We start from the raw sequence: 21,710 nt of genomic DNA on the forward strand, positions 1-21,710 counted from the left end.
AATATAGAAACAAAAACACATCTTATATTTTTAATCAAACAAAATTAAGCACTTTTTATTCCATGATCCATTAAAGAAATTTACACAACATTTTTTACAGGCAATATTCTTTATCCTTTTCCTGTAGAAAAATTTCTCACCACAATTTTGGCAAGTTCCTATGTATTTTAATTCTCTCCTTTCAATAGGAAATGAGTGCCTCACTGAAATTTGAAAATTCTCCTCTTTCTCGTTAATTTTATTCATCTTTTCTAAGAAATTTGGACCATGTATCTCATTTTTTTTTAATATCCTATCTACCCATGCATGAATCATCTCATGACATAAAGTACTTTTTATTTCACTAGAGGATAATTTACTCAAAATAGGTTTCGATAAAATAATTTCGGAATCTACAAGTCCATTGATTCGTTTTCTTTTATAAAAACCAGCAGTAGTTTTTAATCTATTATCACTCCATCTAACTTTTACTAAAGGTTGATTATTAACTGCTAGAGAATTTTCAAAATATTGGCTATTAAATTTATGAAATAAGGGTAAAAGAGGAATTACAGGCATTATGGTTTAAAATTAGTATTATTTTGACAAAAAAAGCCATCAAAAACGATTTCTTTTCTTAAAGTAATAAAAAACTTAAATCAACATGGATGCAACACTAGTTAAAGATATCGGAATTAAAGCATTATTAGTTGGCGGTGCTGTACTAGTTTCTTTTTGGACTTTTAATGCAGTCAAATTAGTTATAAGCGCCAGAGGAATTAATCCATTAGTAAGAAAGTTTTTTGATCAAATAGCTGCTGGCAGAATTGATGCAGCATACGGTTTGACTACAAAAACTTATAAAACTCATGTTAAGCGTCAAGACTTTCTTAAATTTTTAGCTAGTTTAAACCTCAATAAATACAGAAATTTAAAATCAGGAAGACCTAGAGTTCAAGAAGATCAAATCATAATAACTTTGAATTTAAAATCAGAAGATAAACAAGATGAGCTCCCCTTAGATTTTACTTTCGCAAAAACTGACAATGATTGGAAAATAGACAGAATAGCAAAAGTGAATTAATAATTTCTTGTGAGGCAAAAAGAATTGTTTAAAGAAGAGATAATACATCAATTAGAATTACACCCAAGTAGATTAGATAAAGAAAAAATCATTTCAGATGCAATGGAACAAGGTCTAGATGATTTTTTTGAGGGAATTCGTATGGCACTTGATCCATTGGTAACTTTTGGTGTAAAAATTGTTCCTGAAAAAAAGAATGAAAAAAGTCAAAATTTTTTATGGAATGATTTTAGGGAATTAGCAAATAAGCTTATTCAAAGAGAACTTACTGGTCACGCTGCTCGAGATGCAATTATTACGGCTATGGAATCTGCTACGAAAGAAGAGTGGAATGGATTTTATCGACGAGTTTTAATTAAAGATCTTAGATGTGGTGTATCTGAAAAAACAATCAACAAGATAGCAAAGAAATTTCCCAAATATGCGATTCCAATTTTTTCGTGTCCATTAGCTCATGACAGTGCAAATCATGAAAAAAAAATGATAGGAAAAAAACAAATTGAAATCAAATTAGATGGTGTGCGCGTCTTAACTATTATTAGACAAAATAAAGTAGAAATGTTTTCTCGTAATGGAAAACAATTCCATAATTTTGGTCATATTATCTCAGAAATAGAAAACGTCTTAAAAGAAGATCCTGAACCTCATGACTTAGTACTAGATGGTGAAGTAATGAGCGCTAACTTTCAGGATTTAATGAAACAGGTACATAGAAAAGATGGCAAAGAAACCAAAGACGCAATTCTCCACCTATTTGACTTGTGTCCCCTTGAAAACTTTCAAAAAGGAAGATGGGACACTAGTCAAACAAAAAGAAGTTTATTAGTAAAAGAATGGGTAGCAAAACATTCTATGCTTTTAAACCATGTACAAACACTTGAATGGGAAAATGTAGATCTCGACACTATTGAAGGACAAAAAAGATTTGTAGAGCTGAATAAATCTGCTGTGGAAGGTGGGTATGAAGGAGTAATGATTAAAGATCCTGATGCTATGTATGAATGTAAAAGAACACACAGTTGGTTAAAAGCAAAACCTTTCATTGAAGTCACTTTAAAAGTTATATCAGTTGAGGAAGGTACAGGTCGCAACAAAGGGAGACTGGGAGCAATCCTGGTAGAAGGAGAAGATGATGGTTATGAATACAGTCTTAGTTGCGGGAGCGGATTTAGTGATATTCAACGTGAAGAATATTGGTCAAAACGTAATCATCTCGTTGGTCAACTTGTAGAAATAAGAGCTGATGCAAAAACCAAGTCAAAGGATGCAGTGGCTTTTAGTCTTAGGTTTCCTAGATTTAAATGCTTTAGAGGATTTAAAGCTGGAGAAAAAGTTTAAATTTCAAAAAATAATATTCAACAAAGTAGTCAAAGAAAAATGTGGTTTTTAAATAGAAAAAATAAAAATCTTGGCTATAAAATATAAAAATAATTATCAGGACTTTTTGAGAGACTTATGACGAAGAAAACAGTTTTCAACTTCATAAAAACACCTTGTGGACAGGCGAAATATATAGAATTAGAAGCCAACAAAACTTTACTAGGTAAATTAAGGCTTTTTTGGTTTATCTTAATTGCAACAATAAGAGATTGGAATATTAAAGAGTAAATTCTTAAGATTTTTCAAAATATTCTCTGGAGTATTTAGCTGAGAAATATACAACTAAAAAAGTTGAAATAATTCCAATGCTAGTAATATATAAATTATTTGGTGATTGCACATTTTTTAACTCCTGAATACTTTTTGCCAAACTACCTATTGAACAATAAAGAAAAGTTCCTGGAATTATTCCAAGAAGACCAAGAGCGAAATCTCTAAATTTAACATTATTCAAACCATAAAAATAATTAAGAATACTGAAGGGAAATATCGGAGATAATCTCGCTAAAAAAATTAATTTAAGTCCGCCTTTTTCTACTACTTTTTCCATGACACTTAATTTTGGATAACGGCTAAAAAGATTTTTTAGCTTTTTTGCAAAAAAACTTTTTGATACAAAAAAAGCAACTGATGCTCCTATGGAAGCGGAAATGAAAACAATAATTGATCCTAAATATGAGCCATATAAAAAACCTGATAATAACGATAACCAAGAGGCTGGAAGTATTAATAAAACAATTAAAATATAAATACAAACAAACGAAAAGATCCCAATACCAGTATTAAAAAAAAAAGACAAATTATAAATATTTTCAAGAAATATATTCATTCTCAATTCAAAAGTTTGAGTTTTTTACTAATTCTTTCCTTTTGTACCGAACCCTCATTTAATTTAAATCTGCATTCTTCAACAATATCTTTTGGAGCCTTATCAACGAAATTTTTATTAGATAATCTCTTATTTAAATTTTCTAATTCAATAGTCACCTTTTTTAAATCCTTGGTTAACCTTTCCTTTAATGCATCTATATTTACAAAATCCTGAAAAGGTAAGTAAACCTCTAAATCACTAATTATCCCGGAAAAAGATTTAGCAAACTCTTTTTTATCAACAGCATTAGTTTTAAAAATAAATACTTCAGAAGATTTAGTTAAGGTTTGAATATCATCAACTAAAGTTTTTAGAAAATTAATCAATTCATCATTGTCTGAAATTAAATATACAGGACCTTTTTCTGATGGCTTAAGGCCTAATTCAGCTCTCAAATTTCTAATCAGCCTTATAATTTCAAAGAGTTGCTGAAAGGAATTATCAAGCTTATTATCAACAAATTTATTTTCGTGAATTGGCCATTTTTGAAGAGATAATAATACATTATCTGGTTTTAGTTGCAGCACATGCCAAAGTTCCTCAGTAATATGCGGCATAAAAGGATGAATCATTACCAAAATATCATTGAGCACTTTTATTAAAACTTTTTCAGATATTTGTCTATTTTTAGTCTCTTTATTATTAAACCTTTGTTTAGCAAATTCTACATACCAGTCACAAAAATCATTCCACGTAAATTCATATAGAAGTTTCGCAGATTCTCCTAATTTATATTCTTGCAACAAAGCAGCGACTTTTATATTTACCTGATTCAATTTCGATAAAATCCACTTATCACATACCTCTAAAGAAGTTTCATCACTCTCATTAAGCGAATAATTATTATTAGAAGTTTTATTAATTAACACAAATTTAGTTGCATTCCATAATTTATTCGCAAAATTTCTTGAAGCTTCAACAGTTGAAGAGGTATCTTTTTTCCTATCAAAATCAAGCCTGATATCTTGTCCAGCGCCTGCAACTTCTCGAATTAAAGCAAATCGTAGAGCATCAGAACCATATTTATCAATTAATAGTATTGGATCAATACCATTACCTGAACTTTTACTCATTTTTTTATTGTTTTCATCTCTAACTAGACCATGAATATAAACATCCTTAAAAGGAATATTATTTGTAAAAGTATTCCCCATCATTGTCATTCTTGCCACCCAGAAGAAAATAATATCGAAACCAGTAACAAGAACACTATTTGGATACCATTTTTTAAAATCCGGATCATTTGTATTTGGCCAACCAAGGGTTGAGAAAGGCCATAAACCACTTGAAAACCATGTATCCAAAACATCTTTATCACGAACCAATTTAATATCTAATCCAAATTTTTTATTAGCTTCGATTAAGGCATCTTCTTCATTTCTTGCAACGATATATGGAGTATTTTGTTCTATTGAGTCTTGAGATTCATCTAAAACATACCAAGCTGGTATTTGGTGCCCCCACCACAATTGACGACTGATACACCAATCATTGATATTATCTAACCAATCCTTATAAACTTTCTCCCATCGTGGAGGAATAAACGATGGTTTTTTAGAATCAATTTCATTAAGACATCCTTGTGATATATCATCCATTTTCAAAAACCATTGTGTTGACAATAAAGGTTCAATTGGCACCTTACCTCTATCAGAAAAAGGAACAGTATGTTTATAATCCTCTATCTTTGTCAAAAGGCCTAAGTTATCCAATTCATTGATAATTTTCTCTCTAGCCTCATATCTATCTAAATTTTGAAAAATACCTGCATTAATATTTAAAGTGCCATCTTTGTTCATTACATTAATCTGTTTTAAATTATGCCTTTTTCCTATTGCAAAATCATTTGGATCATGGGCTGGAGTAACCTTCACACAACCCGTACCAAAATCTTTATCAACATGTGAATCAGCGATAATAGGTATTTCTCTATCAACGAAAGGAACTTTTACTTTGACACCAATAAATTCTTTATATCTATCATCATCAGGATTAACTGCCACAGCAGTATCACCCAAAAGAGTTTCTGGTCTTGTTGTTGCAACTTCTAAGTACTTATCTAACTGTTCACCACTTTCAGAAATTAAAGGGTATTTAAAATGCCATAAATGACCATTTACCTCTTGCATTTCAACTTCTAGATCACTTACGGCAGATTGTGATTCAGGACACCAATTAACTAAATATTCACCTCTATAAATTAAATTCTTTTTATAAAGAATATTAAAAGCCTCAACAACTGCCTCATTTAATTTTTGATCAAGAGTAAATCTTTCTCGAGTCCAGTCGACTGAATATCCTATCCTTTTTAATTGAGAAACTATTCTGCCGCCACTTTGTTCTTTCCACTTCCATGCTTTTTTAAGAAATTCATCTCTTCCAACAACCTCGCTTGTTTTACCCTCGCTTTTTAATTGTTTTTCAAGAATAGTTTGAACAGCTATTGAAGCATGATCAGTTCCCGGTAAACACAAAACATTTTTCCCTAAAAGTCTTTGAAAACGAACTACAACATCTATCAAGGCCGTGTTAAATGCATGCCCCATATGCAAAGATCCAGTTACATTTGGTGGCGGAATAACAACACAAAAAGGCTCACCATCATCCTCAGGGTTAGGACTAAACGCCTTTAGACTTTCCCATTTTTCTTGCCACTTTTCCTCTACTTCAAAAGGTGAATAATTCTCTAAAGATAATTGATCATTCATCTCTGTCATGTCCAAATTTTATTTCAATAAACTTTTTGTTTATTTTATCTTGAGAGCAGCCAATTAATGAAAATAATATTAGTTTGCAAAAAAAGACACCTTCATTCTACAAAAGTTTGAAGCCAGAACCACAGGAACAACGTATTGCATTTTTTGGTGTTGAAATAAGAAATCCACCACCGCTCAAGTCACCGTAATAATCTAACTTTAAATCTTTAAGTAAATTAAACTTTTTTACATCCGCGTATAAAGTTACTCCTTCAGTTCTGGAAATAGGGGATCCATTACATGTCCCTGGCCTTAATTTAATATGCATCCATCCTTCGGAACAATTTTTATCCTCTACCAAATCAATCGACATTTCTCCTGGAAAACCTCCAAAAGAAGATTGCCTAGATAGTTCTGAAGCAGCGCTTTGACTGATTGAAAGATTGACGATCTCAGTCATTAGAAAAATAATAAATGGGCGATCCAGGGTTCGAACCAGGGACATCCTGCTTGTAAGGCAGGCGCTCTACCGCTGAGCTAATCGCCCTTATAATAAACCATTCTAATAGATGAAGTTGAAATATTTATACTAAGTATTTAAATATTTCATGATTGAGGCAAAATTAAATTAATAAAATATATCCTATGTCCTCAAACGATAGATATAACTTACAAAAAAATTCCGATTTAGAGACTATAGAAAGCTTTAAAATTTTAATATCTAATATCAAATCATTAAAAGATAAAACTTGGGGATGCCCTTGGCAGAAAATACAGTCGCATAAATCGTTGATCCCATTTTTACATGAAGAAAGTAATGAGTTTATAGATGCGATATATGAAAAAAAGGAGGATAACATGTGTGAAGAGTTAGGAGATCTTTTATTACAAGTAATGCTTCATGCTGAAATCGGTTACGAAAAAAAAGAATTTGAACTAAATGATGTTATAAAAAATCTAAACAAGAAAATTATTAATAGACATCCATATATTTTTAAAAAAAAAGAAAAAGTATCTCTAGAAAAATCGCAACAGATTTGGGAAAACATTAAAAATTCAGAAAAAGAAACACCTCATATGGAATCATCAATTAGTAAAAATTTAAATATGAAAATCAAAAATTTACCACCAATGATTGGAACAGATAAAATCACAAATGTTGTTAAAGAATATGGTTTTAAATGGGAGAGTACCGATCAGATTTTTGAAAAGTTAGAAGAAGAGATTAATGAATTAAAGGAAGCAATTAAAAGTAACAATCATTCAGAAATAAAAAATGAATTTGGGGATATTTACTTTACCCTTCTAAATCTCTCAAACTTTTTAAAAATAAATCCTGAATCAGCTCTTCAAAAAACTAATAAAAAATTTTTAGACAGATTTTCAATCATTGAGCATCATGCAGGCGATAATATTAAAAAACAAACTCCTAAAGACTTTCAAAGGCTTTGGCAAATAGCCAAACGAAAACTTAAAAGAAAAAATTCTTAAACGCAAATGACTAATATTGCAACATGGATAGATGAATATCATAAAGGCTCAAGATTCGGTCTAAATGGAGATGTTTTAATTAAACAAAAATCACAATATCAAGAAATTATTGTTATTGAAAATGAATGCTATGGCAGAGCTTTAATGCTTGATGGTTGTTGGATGACATCACTAAAAGACGAGAAATATTATCATGAGTGTCTTGTGCATCCAGCATTAAGTAGCATTGACGAAAAATCTAATGTACTAATTATTGGCGGAGGAGATGGCGGTACAGCAAGAGAATGCGTTAAATATTCTCAAATATCAAAAATTGATCTAGTAGAAATTGATGAGGAGGTAATCAAAATATGTAAAAAATTTTTAAAAGAAATTGGAGGCGAAGCATGGAATGACAAAAGATTAGAAATACATGTTGATGATGGTGTTAAATGGGTAAAAAAAACAAGAGATAATTTTTACGACGTTATATTTATAGATTGTTCAGATCCCTCAGAATTTTCAAATTTATTATTTTCAGATTCTTTCTATAAAGAATGTAAAAGAATACTTACACCGAAGGGGATATTAGCAACGCAAAGCGAATCTCCTGAATCCTTCAAAGATGTTCACATAAATATTTTGAAAACCCTAAAAAAAATATTTAAAGTTTCTGAAACTATGTATTCCTTTGTGCCTATATATCCTAGTGGTATTTGGAGTTGGACATTCGCTTCTTCAGAAGATCTAAATTTATCAAAGCAAAATTATGATGATGTCCTAAAAATAGAAAAAGGATGTGAAATTTGGAATTTAAATTTTCAAAATGCAGCATTCAAAATGATGCCAAATAAAATTATAAAAGAACTAGATTCATAAGATGACAAAAAATTTATTTGATAACGAAAATGCAATTTATATGGGAGCAAAAAGAAGTCCCAAGAATTGCTCAATTGGTATATTTGGCGTTAATTATGACGGGACATGTTCGTTTAAACCAGGAGCAAGATTTGGTCCAGAAGCAATAAGACAAGTCAGTTCTTGTTTAGAAACATATTGTCCAAAAATAAAAAAAGACTTAGAGGATGTTATGTATGTTGATTTTGGATCAATATTAATTGATAAAAATGACTCAAAGTCCGTTATTGAATCGGTTAAATCAGCAACAAATTATTTAATTAGTAAACGCCTTAGTCCAATTATGCTTGGAGGCGAACACTCTATTACAAGAGGTGCTATTGAAGCATTAGTAAAAAAATATCCAGATTTGATATTGGTTCAACTTGATGCTCATGCAGATTTAAGAGAATCATATATAGGGAATGAACATAGTCATGCTTGTACTATGAAAAGATGCTTAGAAGTGCTACCTGAAAAAAAAATTTTGCAAGTAGGAATTAGAAGTGGGACTAAAGAAGAATTTCAAATTATGCATAACAACAACCAATTAGTTAACTTTTGTCCAGGCGGAAATGCACATGAATTAAAACAAGCTCTTCTACCATACACGAAGTCTCCAATCTATTTAACAATAGATTTAGATTGGTTTGATCCCAGTTTACTAGCAGGGACGGGCACTCCAGAACCGGGAGGATTTTTTTGGAATGATTTTGAAGAAATACTTAAAACTTTGAAAGACCTTAGAATTGTGGCTTCAGATATTGTGGAATTATCTCCAGAAATTGATAAAAGCGGAGTAAGTAGCATCGTTGCAGCCAAAGTACTTAGAAGCTTAATTTTGTCATTAGAAAATATGCAATAAAAAATTTCTAAACTACAGTGTAAAAATACTAAATAAAAACTAAATATTTCATGGATTTGCTTAAAAGTCCTCTTTATTCAAAATATGTTGAATCCAATGCAAAATTAGTGGATTTTGCAGGTTGGGAAATGCCCATATCATTTTCAGGATTAATTAAAGAGCATGAATCAGTTAGATCTTCAGCAGGATTATTTGATATTTCTCATATGGGTGTGATTTCTATCAAAGGAATCAATCCAAAGGATTATATTCAAAAACTTTTTCCTACTAATTTATATTCCTTTTCTGCAGGACAGGGACTTTATACAGTAATGCTCAATGATAAAGGAGGAATAATAGATGACTTAATAATTTATGACCTTGGTATACAAAAAAATGATATATCAGAATTATTGTTAATAGTTAATGCAAGTAGATATGAAGAAGATTTTCAGTGGATAAAAAATAATTTAAATATGTCTGAAATTTCGATAACAAACTTTAAAAAAGACAAAGTACTTTTAGCACTACAGGGAAAAAACTCATTCGATTTATTTGAAGAATGGATTGAATCTTCGATCTCACATATCCCTAACTTTGGATGCGAATATAAAATTTTTGAACATATTTCGTCTAAAGAAAAAATTTTCTTTTCAAAGACTGGCTATACAGGGGAAAATGGCCTAGAAATACTTTTATCTAAAAAAGCAGCAACTAATTTATGGGATTTCTCAATTTCCAAAAATGTTGCACCTTGTGGTTTAGGAGCCAGAGATACTCTTAGACTTGAAGCAGGCATGCATCTTTATGGTCAAGACATAAATGAAGAAACTTCTCCATATGAAGCAGGGTTAGGCTGGCTAGTACATCTAGAAAATAATCACGAATTCTTTGGAAGAAGATTTCTTGAAGAGCAGTCAAGATTAGGTATTCAAAAAAAGTTAGTTGGTCTCTCTATAGAAGGTAAAGCAATAGGAAGAAAAGGTTGCGCAGTTTTTAAAGGTGAAGAAAATATTGGGACTATCACAAGCGGCAGTTGGTCTCCAACTAAACAACAAGCTATAGCTTTTGCATACATCAATACTTCGCATGCCTTAATAAATAATGAAGTTCAAATATCAATAAGAGGCAAAAAATTCAAAGCGGTAATAACAAAGAGAGCGTTTTATAAAAAAAATTATTAACTAAATTTACCCTTAAAGAATTATTATAAGTTATTGATAAATAAATCATACTTAGATGAGAAACAAAATTTGCAAAGAACTCAATAATACAGATATTGGTAAATTAGTTAATTTATGCGGATGGGTAGATAGAAGAAGAGATCATGGTGGTGTAATTTTTATTGACTTAAGAGACCATAGTGGATTTCTACAAATAACAATTAACCCCGATGATGGTGCAGATCTATTTAAACAGGCAGAAACTCTAAGAAATGAAACAGTAATAATGGTTACCGGAATTATTAACGAAAGGCCAAAAGATTCAATAAATAAAAATTTAAGTACTGGAGAGTTAGAGCTTAAAGTTAAAGATTTGCAAATTCTCAACCAAATTAAAAAAAACCTACCTTTTCCAGTATCTATACATGATTATGAAAATACAAAAGAGGAACTCAGATTAAAATATAGATACCTTGATTTAAGAAGAGGCAAATTACTAGAAAATTTAAAAGCAAGACATAAAATTATTAAAGTTGCTAGAGAATTTCTTGATAATTTTGGATTTACAGAAGTAGAAACTCCATTACTTACAAAATCAACTCCAGAAGGCGCTCGCGATTTTCTTGTTCCTGCTCGTCTTTCGAATGGAGAATTTTTTGCTCTACCTCAATCCCCACAACTATTTAAACAACTTTTAATGGTGGGAGGCTTAGATAAGTATTATCAAATCGCAAAATGTTTCCGTGATGAAGATTTAAGGGCAGATAGACAGCCAGAGTTTACGCAATTAGATATTGAAATGAGCTTTATTAATGAAGAAGAAATAATCTCTTTTAATGAAAGTCTTATAAAAAAAATATGGAAAGAAGTATTAAATATTGATTTTGATAATGCTTTTCCAAGAATGTCATGGCAAGCAGCAATGGATAATTACGGCACTGATAGACCAGACACTAGATATCAAATGTTATTAAAAGATTTAGGAGATGTATTAGGTAATATTGGCTTTAATATTTTCACCAAAGCAATTAAGTCTGGAGGTTCTATAAAATCCATAACAGTCAAAGGAGGTAATTTAAGTATTAGCAATGTAAGAATTAAACCCGGAGGTGATATCTTCCAAGTAGCTCAAGATGCAGGAGCTGGTGGTTTGGCCTTTATAAGAGTCAAAGGAGATGAGCTGGAGACTATTGGGGCAATTAAAAATAATCTAAATGAAGAACATATAGCTGATATTTTAAGAATCACCGAAGCGCAAGATGGAGACTTAATCCTCTTGGGTGCTGGAGATAAACAAATTGTCAACCAGTCATTAGATAGAGTGAGACAATACATCGCAAAAGACTTGAATCTCATAGATAAAAGTAAATGGAATTTCTTATGGGTAACTGATTTCCCGATGTTTGAGAGAAATGAAGAGGAAAATAGATATGAAGCTTTACATCATCCTTTTTGTTCTCCAAAAAATATAAAATCTAAAGATCCTGAAAACTTGCAAAAAGAACTCGAGGATTCTGTAGCAAATGCTTATGACTTAGTTCTTAATGGCTTGGAATTAGGGGGAGGCTCTTTACGTATTCATGAAGCAAACTTGCAAAGAGAGGTTTTGAAAACGGTAGGACTTACTGCTAAAGAAATTAATGAAAAATTTGGATTTCTAATAGAAGCCTTAGAAATGGGTGCTCCTCCTCATGGTGGAATAGCGTTTGGATTAGATCGTATTACCATGCTAATCATAGGTGCAGATTCAATCAGAGAAACCATTGCGTTTCCAAAAAATCAACAAGCAAAATGCCTTCTCACAAATGCACCCTCAAATGTCTCTGAATCACAATTAAAAGAATTAGATATTGAAATAACAATTGATGAATAAGAATATATATGGATGTTCTAAAAGTTTTTTGTTTAAATAAAATATAAGGAGGATGAGCTTAATTAAAAATATTTAATGTCAAAATTTGTATTTGTCACTGGAGGAGTAGTTTCTAGCATCGGTAAAGGAATTGTAGCTGCAAGCTTAGGAAGATTATTAAAGTCTAGAGGATATAGTGTTTCAATATTAAAACTAGATCCATATCTCAATGTTGATCCAGGCACAATGAGCCCTTTCCAACATGGAGAGGTATTTGTAACCGAAGATGGGGCTGAAACTGATTTAGATTTAGGTCACTATGAAAGATTTACTGATACTGCAATGACTAGGCTAAATAGTGTCACCACAGGATCTATCTATCAAGCTGTTATAAATAAAGAAAGAAGAGGTAGTTATAACGGAGGAACTGTACAAGTAATACCTCACATAACGGGAGAAATTAGAGAAAGGATTCATAGAGTAGCCGCTAACAGCAATGCAGATATTATTATTACTGAAATTGGTGGAACAGTTGGTGATATTGAATCTTTACCTTTTTTAGAGGCAATAAGAGAATTCAAAAATGATGTCAATAGGAACGATGTTGCATACATACACGTAACATTACTTCCTTACATCAAAACCTCTGGCGAAATAAAAACTAAACCAACACAACATTCAGTAAAAGAATTAAGATCAATTGGAATTCAGCCAGATTTACTTGTATGCCGAAGTGATAAATCTATCAATGAAGCTCTTAAAAAAAAGCTTAGTGGTTTTTGCGGTGTCAGTATCAACTCTGTAATTGAAGCTTTAGACGCAGACAGTATTTATTCTGTACCTCTTTCTTTAAAAAAAGAAGGTTTATGCAAAGAAACCCTGAAGTATTTAGACCTTGAAGATAAAAAATGTGATTTGAGAAATTGGGAGCAACTAATACACAACCTAAGAAATCCTGGAGATCCAATAAAAGTTGCCCTTGTAGGCAAATATATTGAACTTGGAGATGCATATTTATCCGTTGTTGAAGCTTTAAGACATGCCTGCATTGAACAAAAGGCTTTATTAGATTTACATTGGGTAAGTGCTGAAATGATAGAAAAAAATTCAGCAGAAACTTACTTAAATGAAGTTGATGCAATTGTCGTACCCGGGGGATTTGGCAATAGAGGAGTCAATGGAAAAATTTCTGCTATAAAATTCGCAAGAGAAAATAAAATTCCCTTTTTAGGTTTGTGCCTTGGTATGCAATGTGCAGTTATAGAATGGGCCAGAAATGTAGCTAATCTTCCAGATGCATCTAGTTCAGAACTAGACCCAAACACTCCAAATCCAGTGATACATTTATTACCAGAACAGGAAGATGTAGTTGATTTAGGTGGGACAATGAGACTTGGAGTTTATCCATGTAGATTGACAAAAAACACAACTGGAAAAAACTTATACGATGAGGATGTTATTTATGAGAGACATCGACATAGATACGAATTTAATAATTACTACAAACAAAGTTTTTTAGATTCTGGATACAAAATTAGTGGTACATCACCAGATGGCAGATTAGTTGAGTTAATTGAGTTAGAAAATCATCCATACTTCTTAGCCTGTCAATATCATCCTGAGTTTTTATCACGACCTGGCAAACCTCATCCTTTATTTAAAGGATTAATAAAAGCCTCTCAAGATAAGTTAACTGAATCAAATTAATATTCTTTATTTTTTTGAATGAAAATGACAAATTTTTTACCCTTAGTCGAACACTTTCATTCATTACAAGGTGAAGGTTATCACGCTGGAAAAAGTGCTTTTTTTGTAAGATTAGCCGGATGTAAAGTTGGATGTTCGTGGTGCGATACTAAGAATTCATGGGACGAGAAAAAACACCCTTCTATATCAATTGAAAAAATAATAGATCGCATAAAAATTGCCAGAAAAAAAGGAGCATCTTTTTGCGTTATTACAGGTGGAGAACCTTTACAACATAACTTGGATAATTTTTGCAAAGCAATAAAAAAAATGACTATGGGAGAAGAACAAAAGCCAATGAAGATACATATTGAGACGAGTGGTGTTAATTCGATATCAGGAAGCTATGACTGGATTACTTTATCTCCTAAAAGACACTCACCTCCAAAAAATTATTTTTTAAAAAACTGTAATGAAATCAAAATAATCATAAATGAAATAGAAGATATTGAATTTGCTATTCAAATAAAAAAAGAAACTTTAAAACAATATCAAGTCTCTAAAAGCGAAGATGGCTTAAAAAAAGAAGATAAAATTTTTTATTTACAGCCAGCATGGAACAATGCGAATGGTTTTTCTCTTGCTATCGATTTCGTAAAAACTAACCCTGATTGGAAATTGAGCCTTCAAACTCACAAATACTTAAAAATTAATTGAAATCATATGACTCTTAAAAATAAATCGATAGTAGTTTTATTATCTGGAGGTTTGGATTCTTCTACAGTTACTGGTATCGCCAAAAAATCCGAAGCTAAAATTTTTGGCCTTTCATTTGACTACGGTCAACGTCATAAAAAAGAATTAAATTCTGCATCAATAATTGCAAAACACTTTGATATCGAAGAATTTAAAATTATTAAGCTCGACTTATCTTTATGGGGAGGCTCGTCATTAACTGATACTCAAAAAAATATTCCAATAGAAGGGGTACAAACTAATAAAATTCCTAATACTTATGTTCCTGGGAGAAATACTATATTTATTTCCGTTGCACTAAGTTATGCCGAAGCAATAGATGCTGATTTTATAGGATTAGGAGTTAATGCACTAGATTATTCTGGTTATCCAGATTGCAGACCTGACTACATTAAAAAATTTCAAGAGTTAGCAGATTTAGCGAATAAAAGAGGAAGAGAAAATAATCCAATAAAACTTTGGACACCACTAATAGATTTAAATAAAGAGGAAATTATTAAATTAGCTTTTGATAATCATGTTCCTTTAGATAAAACATGGAGTTGTTATTTGGGTAATTCAAAACCGTGCGGTAAGTGTGATAGCTGCAGAATTAGAAATGCCGCTTATGAAAAATGGCTTCATAACAATAATGAAAAATGAAAATAAAAAAAATAATTCTAGAAAAATGGATAGATCCAGCACTGATTACACATCATCTAACAAAAAAATTCGGAGATAAAGGATTAGCTTGGCTAGACAGTGATGGCAAAGAAAATGGAGAATGGTCAATAATAGGAATTAAACCTAAAAAAATAATCGAATCAAGAGATATCAATAACTTAGACAAAACTAATAATCCGTTTAACAATTTAAGAAATATTGAAAAAGGATTTTGGATCGGGTGGTTAAGTTATGAAGCTGGAGTTTTCATAGAACCCAAAAACCCATGGCGAAAATCTAATATGGCAACTTTATGGATTGCATCATATGATCCAATCATTAAATGTAATCTAATAAAAAAGGAAATAATTATCGAAGGTACAAACTCTTCTGAACTGATAAATTATAAAAACATAATCAACAATATTAAAAATATTGAAGAAGAAAATATTATTAAAACAAATTTGAATTTTGATTTTTCAAAAATCAATTTGGACGAAATGGCTGAAAAATTTCAGAAAAATATTCTAAAATTGAAAAAATTAATTTCCCTAGGGGATATATTTCAAGCAAACTTAACAACTAAATGTGAAATTGAATCTTCCAAAAACTATAGTCCTCTAGATATTTATTTGAAAATAAGAAGAAAATTAAGATCTCCCTTTGGAGGAATAATAATAAATAATGATAATTATAAAGAGGCTGTATTATCTACCTCGCCAGAAAGATTTATAAAAATAGATAATAAAAATTTTGTAGAATCAAGACCAATAAAAGGAACTAGATCCAGAGATAAGGATTTTAATCAAGACGCACTTAATGCAATCGATTTAATAACGAACGAAAAAGATAGAGCCGAAAATATTATGATTGTTGACCTAATAAGAAATGATTTAAGTAAAGTTTGCGAAACTGGAAGTATTATCGTGCCAGAAATATTAAAGCTTGAAAGTTTCTTAAAAGTTCATCATCTAACATCAGTAATCAGAGGCAAATTAAAAAAAGACAAAAACTGGATTGATTTACTAAAAGCTTGTTGGCCTGGAGGCTCTATAACTGGAGCACCTAAATTAAGATCATGCCAGAGACTTTTTGAATTAGAAGAATGTGAACGTGGACCATACTGTGGCTCATTTTTGAAGCTTGACTGGAATGGAGAGTTTGACAGCAATATACTAATAAGATCATTTTTAATTAAAGACAAAAAAATCAATATATATGCTGGTTGCGGAATAGTTATTGACTCAAACCCTGAAGAGGAAACTAATGAACTAAAGTGGAAACTTTTACCATTAATTGATTCACTCAAATGATTGAAACATTAGGCTGGCACAAGGATCAATGGTTGGATATTGATAGAATATTTATTGCTGCTAATAATAGAGGATTAAAATTTGCTGATGGTATATTTGAGACCATTTTGATCAAAGAAAACAAACCTATTCTTTTTGATGAACATCTGAAAAGGTTAGAAAAAAGTAGCAATATTTTAAATATTAATCTCAAAATAAATAAATTAACTTTGAGACAACTTATTTACGATGGAATTAGAAAGTTATCGCTTAAAAATGATCAATTTGCTTCAGTAAGAATAAACTATAGTCGAGGAACTAATAAAGGTCGAACACTAACAATTGATAGCACTTCAGAGACAAAAGATTTGGATAATATATGGCTTGAGTTCTATAGAATCAAACCAAATTTTGATCCAATAAGCGTTTGCATTAGTCAAACAGAAAAAATAAATGAATTCAGTCTTATAAGTAAATGCAAAACATTTTCATATAATCAGGCAATACAAGTTTTGGCAGAAGCTAATGAAAAATCATTTGATGATTCTATCCTTTTGAATACGACAGGTGAACTTTGTTGTGGAAGTACATTTAATCTTCTAATTAAAAGAAATAATCAATGGATAACTCCTAGAAAAGAGAGCGGCTGTTTAGAGGGGATTATGATTTCTAAAGCTTTAAAATTGAAAATTGTAAAAGAAGAATTAATTCCTCCAGAATTTAATAATGATGACATAATAATTGCAATTAATAGCTTATCTTGCAGACAAATTAATCAAGTTAATGATTTAAAGCTTAAACCTAAATTTGATCCAATTTATTTTTGGGATTTACTATACAGTTGAACTTTATTAATATCTGGTAAATAGACATCAGATACTTTAGTTATATTGTTATTAACCTTGAATTCAACAATTTTTCCAATAATGATAATTGATGGAGCTGAAAATTCTTTATCTTTGATTTTATCTGGAAGATTATCTAAATTCTCTATAAAACATTTTTGACTTTTTAAGGTAGCTTCTTGAATCACAGCGCATTTAGTATTCTTATCTAAACCACCTAGAATTAATTCTTCCACAATATATTCAATATTTTTTATACCCATAAAAATTACTAAGCTATCTGATGATTTAGCTAAATCTCTCCAATTCACTGTCTTTTTTTCCTTATCTACACGCTCATGTCCAGTGACGAAAGTTACGGAACTAGCAGCATCTCTATGAGTTAGTGGAATACCAAAATATGTGGGGGCAGCTATCCCAGAAGTAATGCCAGGAACGATTTCAACTGAAATTCCATTTTTTTCTAAAATCGATACCTCTTCACCACCTCTAGAAAAAACGAATGGATCTCCCCCTTTAAGCCTTACGACATTTTTGCCTTCTTTTGCCAATTTCAAAATAAGAGCATTAGTTTCAGCCTGAGGTACAGAACACTTCCCAGCTCTTTTGCCTACATGGAAAATTTCTGTATTTTTTCCTGCCTCCTTTGTTATTTCATCAGGAATTAAAGCATCATGAACTAATGCATCACAATTTTTTATTAGGCGTAAAGCTTTAAGAGTTAAAAGCTCAGGGTCACCAGGACCTGATCCAACCAAATAAACAATGCCGGGCACAATAATCTCCATTAACAAGTATGGTAGTAAAAGTTAATCGCAATAAGGGTAAATATTATGAAAAAAAGTTTATTAAAACCAAATAAAAAATTTACTCTACTTAGTGCGTTTATCACTCTTCTAAATGATCGTTTAAGTGAAAGTATACTTTTACCTATATTACCCTCTTTTGTTTTACTTTTTGATTCTAAAGCAAGTACATATGGTTTATTATCATGCACTTATCAATTAGCTCAATTTACAGCTTCTCCTTTTATAGGACTTATGAGTGATAGATATGGGAGAAGACCTGTCACTCTTTTTTGTATTACTGGTTCAGTAATAGGAATATCAATATTATCTTTTACAGTTCTTTTTAATTGGTCAAATTCAATAGCCTCTATCCCGTTATTTTTATTATTTTTAGCGAGACTAATTGACGGTTTAAGTGGAGGGACTGCAGCTACTGCAACAACAATTCTTGCAGATATTTCAAGCCCTGAAAAAAGAGCAAAAACATTTGGGCTTATTGGCGTAGCTTTTGGTTTAAGTTTTTTCTTAGGTAATATTTTTGTTGTAATTTTTGCAAGAAATACAAATAATAATTTTATTATTCCAGTTTTGATAGCCTCAATCATTCCAATAATAAATTTTCTCCTTGTATTTTTTTACTTACCAGAAACCAAGCCTAATAGTGACTCAAGTAAATCAAAAACTATTTTAAAAAACCCTTTAAAAGCTCTTTTTACAGTTTTCAAAGAAGAAAAGATTAAAAAATTATCATTAGCTTTTTTTATTTACTTTATTGCTTTTACTGGATTGACCAATATCTTGATATTTTTCCTTCAAGAATCTTTAAACTGGACGACCAAAGCATCAAGTGGAACTCTTGTTGTAGTAGGAATCATTGCAATTATAGTTCAGGGAGGATTAATTGGGCCTCTGGTAAAAAAATTTGGCGAAATGCGATTAACACTCGTCGGATCAGGCTTTATTCTTGTGGCATGTGCTCTTTTAATAACTGCTCCAAAAGAAAATGCGACAATTAATATTTACTCAGCCGTTTCATTTTTAGCCATTGGAGCAGGGTTAATTACACCCACATTAAGAGCACTAATATCTAAGAAATTAGACATTGATAAACAAGGATCAATTTTAAGTAACCTTCAAGGTCTACAGAGTCTTGGAGGAGTTTTAGGAATTGCAATGGCAGGAAGGGTTTATGATAGTTTTGGTCCTAAATCTCCTTTTATAGCTGGTTCCGTTATCTTACTTTTCATGATATACCTTATTGCAGAGGGTAAAAATAATAATTCTTTTAAAAATCAAAAATTAAAAGTTTTTTAATGAAAAGCCAGACTGATGTTTTTATTAATAGAGAATTAAGTTGGATTGAATTCAATAAAAGAGTACTCCTTACTGGTATGGAAAAGGAGTACAAAATTCTAGATAAAGTGAAATTTTGTTCAATTTTTAGTAATAATCTTGATGAGTTTTTTATGGTAAGAGTAGCTTCATTAAAGGCTCAAGTTGAAGCAGAAATTACTAAAAAAAGTATTGACGGACTTACCCCTAAAGAGCAATTAAAAAAAATCAATAATGAAATAAAAAAGTTAACTATTCTCCAAGAAAACTATGTAAATAATGAATTAAAAAATGAATTAAAAGAAAAAGGTGTAATTTTAAAAAAATATAAGGATCTAAGTGAAAATCAAAGAAATTGGTGTAATAACTTCTTTACAACATCTATTTTTCCTTTATTAACTCCATTAGTTGTTGATCCGGCACATCCATTTCCTTTTATAAGTAATTTAAGTCTAAATTTAGCAGCTTTAATAAAGGATGAGGAGGATTCTAAAAATCAGTTTGTCAGAGTAAAAATACCAACAAAAAATATACCCCGTTTTATACGAATTCCCAATGAAATTACTGAACTTAGTAATGAAAGATCTTATTATTTCATAAGTGTTGAAGATTTAATTGGGAATAATATAAATACTTTATTTAACGGAATGGCATGTATAAATTACTCTTTTTTTAGAGTGACAAGAGATGCAGATTTAGAATTAAAAGAACTTGAAGCTGATGACCTACTTTTAGCTGTTGAACAAAGTTTGCAAAAAAGAAGATTAGGTGGAGACGTAGTTAGATTAGAAGTGGAGTCAGATATGCCAGAAAATATTCTAAAGTTACTTATTGAAGGTATCTCAATACAGAAAGAATATATATACTTTTGCAAAAGTTTATTAGGCCTAGACGATTTAAATCAGCTTATAAAAATTGATAGAGATGATTTAAAAGAAAATCTAATAATTGGAAAAACTCATCCAGAATTAAAACTTTTAGATTTGCCTTCAAACAAAAACCCTCATTCTATTTTCAAAATACTTAGAAAAAAAAATATTCTGCTTCATCATCCCTACGACTTATTTAAAACTTCAGTTGAAGAATTTATAAACAGAGCAGCTGATGATCCACTTGTAATGGCTATAAAAATTACTTTATATCGAGTTTCCCAAGATTCCCCTATCATTGCAGCTTTAATGAAAGCTGCAGAGAATGGGAAAGAAGTAATGACTCTTGTTGAACTAAAAGCAAGATTTGATGAAGACAATAATATTCAATGGGCAAAACAACTTGAACAAGCTGGAATTCATGTTGTATATGGAATCATCGGATTTAAAACACATACCAAAATTGCTTTGATAGTAAGAAAAGAGAAAGGACGTTTAAGAAATTATTTCCATATTGGAACAGGAAACTATAACTCTAATACTTCAAAGTTTTATACAGATTTAGGATTACTTTCAACGGATCCTGATATTGCATCTGATTTACTTGAGTTATTTAACTACTTATCTGGTTTTTCTAAACAAAAAAGTTATCAAAAGTTATTAGTTTCTCCTTCATCGATGAGAGAGAAATTTATATTTCTGATAAAGAGAGAAATTAAAAATGCAGAGGAAGGCAAAAAAGCCGAAATAATTGCAAAAATGAATTCTTTAGTAGACCCAGAAATAATTAAACTGCTTTATTTAGCTTCTGACTCAGGTGTAAAAATTAGCCTCATCGTAAGAGGTATTTGTTGCCTATATCCCCAAAGAAAAAATTTAAGTGAAAATATTAAAGTTATAAGCATTATTGGCCATTTTCTTGAACACTCAAGAATTTTTTGGTTTTGTAATAACGAGGATAATGAGGTTTTTATCGGGAGTGCAGATTGGATGAGAAGAAATCTTGATAGAAGAATAGAAGCTATAACTCCTATAGAGGATTATGAATTGAAAGCTAAAATATACTCGCTTTTGCAAACTTACATTAAAGATAATTACTTTTCTTGGATAATGAAAGATGATGGTTCATATTCGAAATATGAATTAGATTCATCGCATAATCGTTCGCAAATTGACCTCATAGAAAAATAAAATTAATATTGATTTTTACAACATTTAAAAAAATACTTAATATTTCAAATTTTTTTTATTTTTTATAAAATCA

20 protein-coding genes and 1 tRNA gene are annotated in these 21,710 nt (G+C 30.6%); 15 read left to right on the forward strand and 6 right to left on the reverse strand.

The window, feature by feature from the left end:
- Window positions 1–30: 30 nt before the first annotated feature.
- Complete coding sequence (locus EU98_RS02175) at window positions 31–558, reverse strand: SprT family zinc-dependent metalloprotease (protein ID WP_032516175.1); 528 nt, start codon at window positions 556–558, stop codon at window positions 31–33.
- 85 nt (window positions 559–643) lie between these two features.
- Here EU98_RS02175 and EU98_RS02170 point away from each other — a divergent pair, with 85 nt between their 5' ends.
- From EU98_RS02170 to EU98_RS09920, 3 genes are all read left to right on the forward strand, one after another.
- Window positions 644–1,063 carry a hypothetical protein gene (locus EU98_RS02170; RefSeq protein ID WP_011819289.1) on the forward strand — a complete coding sequence of 140 codons (420 nt, stop codon included), beginning with the start codon at window positions 644–646 and terminating at the stop codon, window positions 1,061–1,063.
- 24 nt (window positions 1,064–1,087) lie between these two features.
- Entirely contained in the window at window positions 1,088–2,401 is a 1,314-nt protein-coding gene (locus EU98_RS02165) for an RNA ligase family protein (RefSeq protein ID WP_032516234.1), read from the forward strand.
- 117 nt (window positions 2,402–2,518) lie between these two features.
- Window positions 2,519–2,671 carry a hypothetical protein gene (locus EU98_RS09920; RefSeq protein WP_072165464.1) on the forward strand — a complete coding sequence of 51 codons (153 nt, stop codon included), beginning with the start codon at window positions 2,519–2,521 and terminating at the stop codon, window positions 2,669–2,671.
- 4 nt (window positions 2,672–2,675) lie between these two features.
- Here EU98_RS09920 and EU98_RS02160 read toward each other — a convergent pair whose 3' ends face one another.
- The 4 genes from EU98_RS02160 to EU98_RS02145 form a co-directional block, all read right to left on the reverse strand.
- A complete protein-coding gene (locus EU98_RS02160) occupies window positions 2,676–3,272 on the reverse strand; it encodes a TVP38/TMEM64 family protein (protein WP_025954954.1) in 597 nt (198 codons plus the stop codon).
- A 2-nt stretch (window positions 3,273–3,274) separates the two neighbouring features.
- On the reverse strand, window positions 3,275–6,031 hold the full coding sequence (locus EU98_RS02155; protein WP_032516177.1) for a valine--tRNA ligase: 2,757 nt from the start codon (window positions 6,029–6,031) through the stop codon (window positions 3,275–3,277).
- Window positions 6,032–6,128: 97 nt separating this feature from the next.
- Window positions 6,129–6,515 carry an AIR synthase gene (locus EU98_RS09560; RefSeq protein WP_072165465.1) on the reverse strand — a complete coding sequence of 129 codons (387 nt, stop codon included), beginning with the start codon at window positions 6,513–6,515 and terminating at the stop codon, window positions 6,129–6,131.
- Window positions 6,486–6,557, reverse strand: a tRNA-Val gene (locus EU98_RS02145). The genes EU98_RS09560 and EU98_RS02145 overlap by 30 nt, the downstream gene beginning before the upstream one ends.
- Before the next feature lie 98 nt (window positions 6,558–6,655).
- Here EU98_RS02145 and mazG point away from each other — a divergent pair.
- From mazG to EU98_RS02095, 10 genes are all read left to right on the forward strand, one after another.
- Window positions 6,656–7,501 carry a nucleoside triphosphate pyrophosphohydrolase gene (gene mazG / locus EU98_RS02140; RefSeq protein WP_032516179.1) on the forward strand — a complete coding sequence of 282 codons (846 nt, stop codon included), beginning with the start codon at window positions 6,656–6,658 and terminating at the stop codon, window positions 7,499–7,501.
- A gap of 6 nt (window positions 7,502–7,507) precedes the next feature.
- Entirely contained in the window at window positions 7,508–8,359 is an 852-nt protein-coding gene (gene speE / locus EU98_RS02135; RefSeq protein ID WP_032516180.1) for a polyamine aminopropyltransferase, read from the forward strand.
- Between the two features lies 1 nt (window position 8,360).
- On the forward strand, window positions 8,361–9,242 hold the full coding sequence (gene speB / locus EU98_RS02130) for an agmatinase (RefSeq protein WP_032516181.1): 882 nt from the start codon (window positions 8,361–8,363) through the stop codon (window positions 9,240–9,242).
- A 50-nt stretch (window positions 9,243–9,292) separates the two neighbouring features.
- Window positions 9,293–10,405 (forward strand): glycine cleavage system aminomethyltransferase GcvT, encoded by a 1,113-nt coding sequence (gene gcvT / locus EU98_RS02125; RefSeq protein ID WP_032516182.1) that lies wholly within the window; start codon window positions 9,293–9,295, stop codon window positions 10,403–10,405.
- A 55-nt stretch (window positions 10,406–10,460) separates the two neighbouring features.
- Complete coding sequence (aspS, locus tag EU98_RS02120; protein ID WP_032516183.1) at window positions 10,461–12,257, forward strand: aspartate--tRNA ligase; 1,797 nt, start codon at window positions 10,461–10,463, stop codon at window positions 12,255–12,257.
- A gap of 75 nt (window positions 12,258–12,332) precedes the next feature.
- Complete coding sequence (locus tag EU98_RS02115; protein ID WP_032516185.1) at window positions 12,333–13,943, forward strand: CTP synthase; 1,611 nt, start codon at window positions 12,333–12,335, stop codon at window positions 13,941–13,943.
- Between the two features lie 24 nt (window positions 13,944–13,967).
- Window positions 13,968–14,639, forward strand: coding sequence for a 7-carboxy-7-deazaguanine synthase QueE (locus EU98_RS02110; protein ID WP_032516235.1), 672 nt, complete (start codon window positions 13,968–13,970; stop codon window positions 14,637–14,639).
- Window positions 14,640–14,645: 6 nt separating this feature from the next.
- Window positions 14,646–15,320 (forward strand): 7-cyano-7-deazaguanine synthase QueC, encoded by a 675-nt coding sequence (gene queC, locus EU98_RS02105; protein ID WP_032516186.1) that lies wholly within the window; start codon window positions 14,646–14,648, stop codon window positions 15,318–15,320.
- The gene (locus EU98_RS02100) at window positions 15,317–16,633 is read left to right on the forward strand and encodes an anthranilate synthase component I family protein (protein ID WP_032516187.1); all 1,317 of its coding nucleotides are present in this window, start codon (window positions 15,317–15,319) and stop codon (window positions 16,631–16,633) included. Before queC ends, EU98_RS02100 begins: the two co-directional genes overlap by 4 nt.
- Window positions 16,630–17,457 (forward strand): aminotransferase class IV, encoded by an 828-nt coding sequence (locus EU98_RS02095; protein WP_032516188.1) that lies wholly within the window; start codon window positions 16,630–16,632, stop codon window positions 17,455–17,457. The genes EU98_RS02100 and EU98_RS02095 overlap by 4 nt, the downstream gene beginning before the upstream one ends.
- Here the strand turns inward: EU98_RS02095 and cobA are convergent.
- Window positions 17,430–18,233 carry a uroporphyrinogen-III C-methyltransferase gene (cobA, locus tag EU98_RS02090; RefSeq protein WP_032516236.1) on the reverse strand — a complete coding sequence of 268 codons (804 nt, stop codon included), beginning with the start codon at window positions 18,231–18,233 and terminating at the stop codon, window positions 17,430–17,432. The two genes, EU98_RS02095 and cobA, sit on opposite strands and share 28 nt — an antisense overlap.
- 57 nt (window positions 18,234–18,290) lie before the next feature.
- Between cobA and EU98_RS02085 the strand changes: the two genes are divergently transcribed.
- Together EU98_RS02085 and ppk1 are read left to right on the forward strand one after the other, a co-directional pair.
- Complete coding sequence (locus tag EU98_RS02085) at window positions 18,291–19,559, forward strand: MFS transporter (protein ID WP_032516190.1); 1,269 nt, start codon at window positions 18,291–18,293, stop codon at window positions 19,557–19,559.
- The gene (gene ppk1 / locus EU98_RS02080) at window positions 19,559–21,637 is read left to right on the forward strand and encodes a polyphosphate kinase 1 (protein ID WP_032516191.1); all 2,079 of its coding nucleotides are present in this window, start codon (window positions 19,559–19,561) and stop codon (window positions 21,635–21,637) included. The genes EU98_RS02085 and ppk1 overlap by 1 nt, the downstream gene beginning before the upstream one ends.
- The last annotated feature ends 73 nt before the right edge of the window (window positions 21,638–21,710 follow it).

The sequence above is a fragment of the Prochlorococcus marinus str. MIT 9314 genome (assembly GCF_000760035.1).
Lineage (GTDB): Bacteria > Cyanobacteriota > Cyanobacteriia > PCC-6307 > Cyanobiaceae > Prochlorococcus_A > Prochlorococcus_A marinus_B.